Consider the following 3,755-nt stretch of genomic DNA (forward strand, 5'->3'; position numbering starts at 1 on the left):
GCGACCCGCTGCTCCTGGCCGCCCGAGAGTTGGCTGGGGCGGTGGTCGCGGCGGAGCTCGGGGCGGGTGCCGGGTGTCGGCGGTGGGAGTGTCAGCCGGCGGGGGGGGGCGTGCGCGGGGGGGCGGGCCGAGCAGGAGGACCCCGCGACGGGGCCGTCAGAGCGGGTGGCGGCCGTGCCGGTCGCCGACGCCCACCTGCACTACAAATGGAATCAGGCGGAGGTCACGTCGCCGGAAGAGGCCGTGCAGGCCCTCAAAGACAACAACGTGCGGCTTGCCATCGTCACCGGCACGCCGGCGGAGCGCGCATTGGAGCTGCAGGCGCTGGCCCCGGACATTGTCGTGCCCATCTACGGCGTCTATCGCCGCGGCGGCGACTGGTACGGCTGGCAGGGCCGCGATGCTCTGGTGGAGGAGGTGCGCGCAGCGCTGGCCTCCGGGCGCTACCATGGCATCGGCGAGCTGCACCTCATCGGCGGCTTCGCGGCTCGCTGGAATCGCAGCGACGTGCTGAAGGGGCTCCTGGATGCCGCCGCCGAGTTCGATGTGCCGGTGTTGGTACACACCGAGTTCTCCCGCGCCGAGCCGACGCTCTCCATCTGCAAGGCCCGGCCGGAGAATCGCCTGGTGCTCGCCCACGCCGGCGCCGCGCTGCCGCCGGATGAGGCGGAGCGCGTGCTGCAGGCGTGCCCCAATGTCTGGATGGACCTGTCCGCGCGCGACCCCTGGCGCTTTCTGCGCTTCCCGATCAGTGACGAAGACGGCCGCCTGCTGCCCGCGTGGGAAGCGCTCGTGCTGCGCTGGCCAGAGCGTTTCGTCATCGGCTCCGACGCCGTCTGGCCGGTGGACCGGCTGGACGCCTGGGACCGTGCCGATACGGGCTGGGAGCACATTGGCGAGTTTCTCGACTTCCACCGCCGCTGGGCGTCCTTCCTGCCGGCGGATGTGCAGCGCAAGGTGCTGCTGGATAACACCTTGGCGCTCTACGGGAGGACGGAGACGGCGCGCGAACCGGCCCCCTGAGTCGGGCTTCGCCGGGCAGTCTGCGCTGCTCGGGGCCTCGGCTGCAACCGAACGTTGCGCGCAGGCTTCGTCTGGCTGTTCCGCCCACGCGCGATGCGAGCCGCGGCTGCCCTGGGCCCAGTCCGCCCCGCCCAGTCTGCTGAGCCCAGTCTGCCGGACCCAGTCCGCTGGTCCCAGTCCGCTGGATGCACCGTCATGAGCCGGTGTAAGCTCCGTCCTCGGCCAGCTTTGCGGAGTATGCACCGATGAATGCCGAGACCGACTTTCCCTATTTGCGCAGCTCGCCCCTCACTGCCGGGCTCACCGACGATCAGGTCCGCGCCTTAGCGGGCATCGCCTTCTGTCGCCGTTTGAACGATGGCGAGGTGCTGATCGACGAGGGCAAGGTGGATAACAGCCTGCACATTCTGGCGGAGGGGGGCATTGCCGTGACCCGCGACATGGGCAAGGGCGAATACACCACCATCCATGTGCTCCGCACCGGGGATCTCGCCGGAGAGATGGGCTTCATCAGTGGTCGGCCGCACACGGCAACGCTGCGCTCCCTCGGGCGCACGCAGGTGTGCAGCGTGGAACGCGAAGCGTTCGAAGGGCTGGTGGAGCAGGACCCTTGGCTGGTCTACCGGGTGATGCAGAACATCGTGCAGGTGAGCCAAGACATCCTGCGCCGCATGAACGCACAGTACGTGGAGCTCACCAAGTACGTCTATCGCACCCACGCCCTCTTCTGAGGGGCTTCTGCGCAGCGATTTTAAGCGTCCGACTGTTGGTCAGGATGGCCAATCAATCGGTATCTCGCTAGCTTGATTCCTCGGCTGGCTGCTCCGTGGCGTCGTCAGCGCTTGCTGCGTCTGCTTCGGCTGCCGGCTCTGGCGCTTTTTGCTTCGGCGGCTCGATCAGGCCCTCGGCCAGCAGGATGGCGGCCTTGTCGTCGCCATTGACCCACTTCTTGGTCTTCATGTCCTTCACCGCGTGGCGCCCGGAGCGCTTCTTGTAGATGCGGTGGGTGTCGGTTTTCTTGACTTGCTCCATCGGTCGTCTGTCTCTTGCTGTCGTTACGGCACCGGTGCGTACGGGCTCGATGCGCTTTGGCGGCGCGTGTCAGCGCCGGTCGTCGTCACCCTCGATGCGGTCCCAGTGGCGGTCTTCGTCGTCCTCGATGTATCGAGGCGGCTCGTCGATGCGCTCCACGTCCACCTCGAACTTGGCCAGCAGCGCGGCGATGGCGCCGACGGCTGCGATCACCGGGGCCAGCAGCGTGAGGGCACCGCCGGCGACGATGCCCGCGGTGAGCGGGATCTCGATCAGCGCCTCGCCGCTCGGCCGGCGGATGACGAGCCGACGGATATTGCCGTCCGCGATCAGCTTTTTCACAAAGTCGACCAGCTCGCCGCCGGCGACGGTGAAGCGCTCGGTGATGCTGCGTTTGCCTTTACTCATACGCGGCCCCCAGGATGCGCCCGGTAGCGGTGGAAAGCCAGCCAGTATAACCGAGACTGGAGTGCACCCGCGACCGCAGTCAGCGATGCTGTCGGCAGAAGGCCCGCAGCCGAGCACCGTCCGGTGCCACCGTCTCCCCGGACGGCAGCGGTGCCGCAGGATTGCGGAGCCATTCGGCGATGTCGTGCCGGACCCTGGCGCCCTGCAGATCCCGCGGCAGCATGTGCCAGCCATGGCGGTAGAGCACCAGCCGCAGCCCGGGTACGTCCGTCGGCAGCCGCTTGAGCATGCGGCAATAGGCCGCGGACGGGATGATGCGGTCGCGCTCACCGTAGAGCAGCAGCACCGGCCCATGCAATTGCGCGACGCCCTCGAGCGCCCGGTCCATGAGGTTGGTGACGCCCCAGAGGCTGTCTATCCGGGCGCCCTTCAGCACCAGCGGGTCTGCGCCCATGTCACGCAGCATGTCGATGTTGTCGGATGGATGGATGGGTACGCCCTCACCGGTGAGCACCTTGCCCGGTGCGACGCGCACCGCGGTGTTAAGCGCCAGGCGCTGGTACCAGGGCATGCTGTCGCGATCCCACACGGCGGGGGCGATGAGCACGAGGGCATCCGCGCCCAGCGGACCCTCAGCCAGGGCGGCGAGCACCACGGCAGCACCCATGCTCTCACCCAGCACCACGAGCCGAGCATCCGGATGCCGAGACCGCAGGGCTCGGATGAGTGCGCGCAGGTCTGCGGTGAGTCGATCACTGCCATGCCAGCGCCCCGCTAGGCGACCGGCACCGAAGCCACGCTGATCCACCGCATAAACACGGACGCCGTCGGCTGCCAGGCGTCGGGCGAGCGCCCCGAAGGCATTGGCGTAGTCGTTGAAGCCGTGCAGGGCCAGGACCACGGTGTCCGCCGTCCTCGCGCCTGTGGCCGGCGCCCAGCGCCGCAGCGGCAGCCGGAAGCCGTCCGGCATGCGCACATGCTCGCCGCCCAGCGCCGGCGCAAGCACCGCTTCGGTGGTCGGCACCAGCCGCGGCGCCGCGCAGCCGCCGGGGCCGAGCATCGGCATCACGGCCAGCGCCAGGCTCAGGGCCAGCGCGCGCCGGCGGCGCAGAGCGCGGGGCAGGGCAAGGACGTGGCGGTGGATGCGCAAACCGCCGAGCGCGCTCCGGTACGCACGCCGGTGCATCACGGCCGCGTCCCGCACCAGTCGAGGAATGCTGCCAGTGCCTGTTGGTAGCTTGGCGGATTCTGCATGTTGGTTTGTGCTCTTCCCTCGCGACGTTTCTCCTCGG

General features: G+C 68.9%; 5 protein-coding genes. 2 read left to right on the forward strand and 3 right to left on the reverse strand.

Features of this window, described 5'->3' with window-relative positions:
- Together I6U14_RS13540 and I6U14_RS13545 are read left to right on the forward strand one after the other, a co-directional pair.
- Positions 1–1,023, forward strand: a 1,023-nt coding sequence (locus I6U14_RS13540; protein ID WP_296900049.1) for a TatD family hydrolase, incomplete at its 5' end; no start/stop codon positions are given.
- 245 nt (positions 1,024–1,268) lie between these two features.
- Positions 1,269–1,754, forward strand: coding sequence for a cyclic nucleotide-binding domain-containing protein (locus tag I6U14_RS13545; protein ID WP_296900050.1), 486 nt, complete (start codon positions 1,269–1,271; stop codon positions 1,752–1,754).
- A gap of 67 nt (positions 1,755–1,821) precedes the next feature.
- Here I6U14_RS13545 and I6U14_RS13550 read toward each other — a convergent pair whose 3' ends face one another.
- The 3 genes from I6U14_RS13550 to I6U14_RS13560 form a co-directional block, all read right to left on the reverse strand.
- Positions 1,822–2,055, reverse strand: coding sequence for a hypothetical protein (locus tag I6U14_RS13550; RefSeq protein WP_296900051.1), 234 nt, complete (start codon positions 2,053–2,055; stop codon positions 1,822–1,824).
- A 69-nt stretch (positions 2,056–2,124) separates the two neighbouring features.
- Positions 2,125–2,463: a DUF4342 domain-containing protein gene (locus I6U14_RS13555; protein ID WP_296900052.1), complete on the reverse strand. Its 339-nt coding sequence runs from the start codon at positions 2,461–2,463 to the stop codon at positions 2,125–2,127.
- 79 nt (positions 2,464–2,542) lie between these two features.
- A complete protein-coding gene (locus I6U14_RS13560; RefSeq protein ID WP_296900053.1) occupies positions 2,543–3,649 on the reverse strand; it encodes an alpha/beta fold hydrolase in 1,107 nt (368 codons plus the stop codon).
- Positions 3,650–3,755: the final 106 nt, after the last annotated feature.

This window comes from Thiohalocapsa sp. (genome assembly GCF_019695415.1).
Taxonomy (GTDB): Bacteria; Pseudomonadota; Gammaproteobacteria; order Chromatiales; family Chromatiaceae; genus Thiohalocapsa.

Excerpts from the sequence above, each read along its gene's own strand:
- I6U14_RS13545 (WP_296900050.1), top strand. The coding sequence starts at position 1,269 with ATGAATGCCGAGACCGACTTTCCCTATTTGCGCAGCTCGCCCCTCACT.
- I6U14_RS13550 (WP_296900051.1), bottom strand. The coding sequence starts at position 2,055 with ATGGAGCAAGTCAAGAAAACCGACACCCACCGCATCTACAAGAAGCGC.
- I6U14_RS13555 (WP_296900052.1), bottom strand. The coding sequence starts at position 2,463 with ATGAGTAAAGGCAAACGCAGCATCACCGAGCGCTTCACCGTCGCCGGC.
- I6U14_RS13560 (WP_296900053.1), bottom strand. The coding sequence starts at position 3,649 with ATGCACCGGCGTGCGTACCGGAGCGCGCTCGGCGGTTTGCGCATCCAC.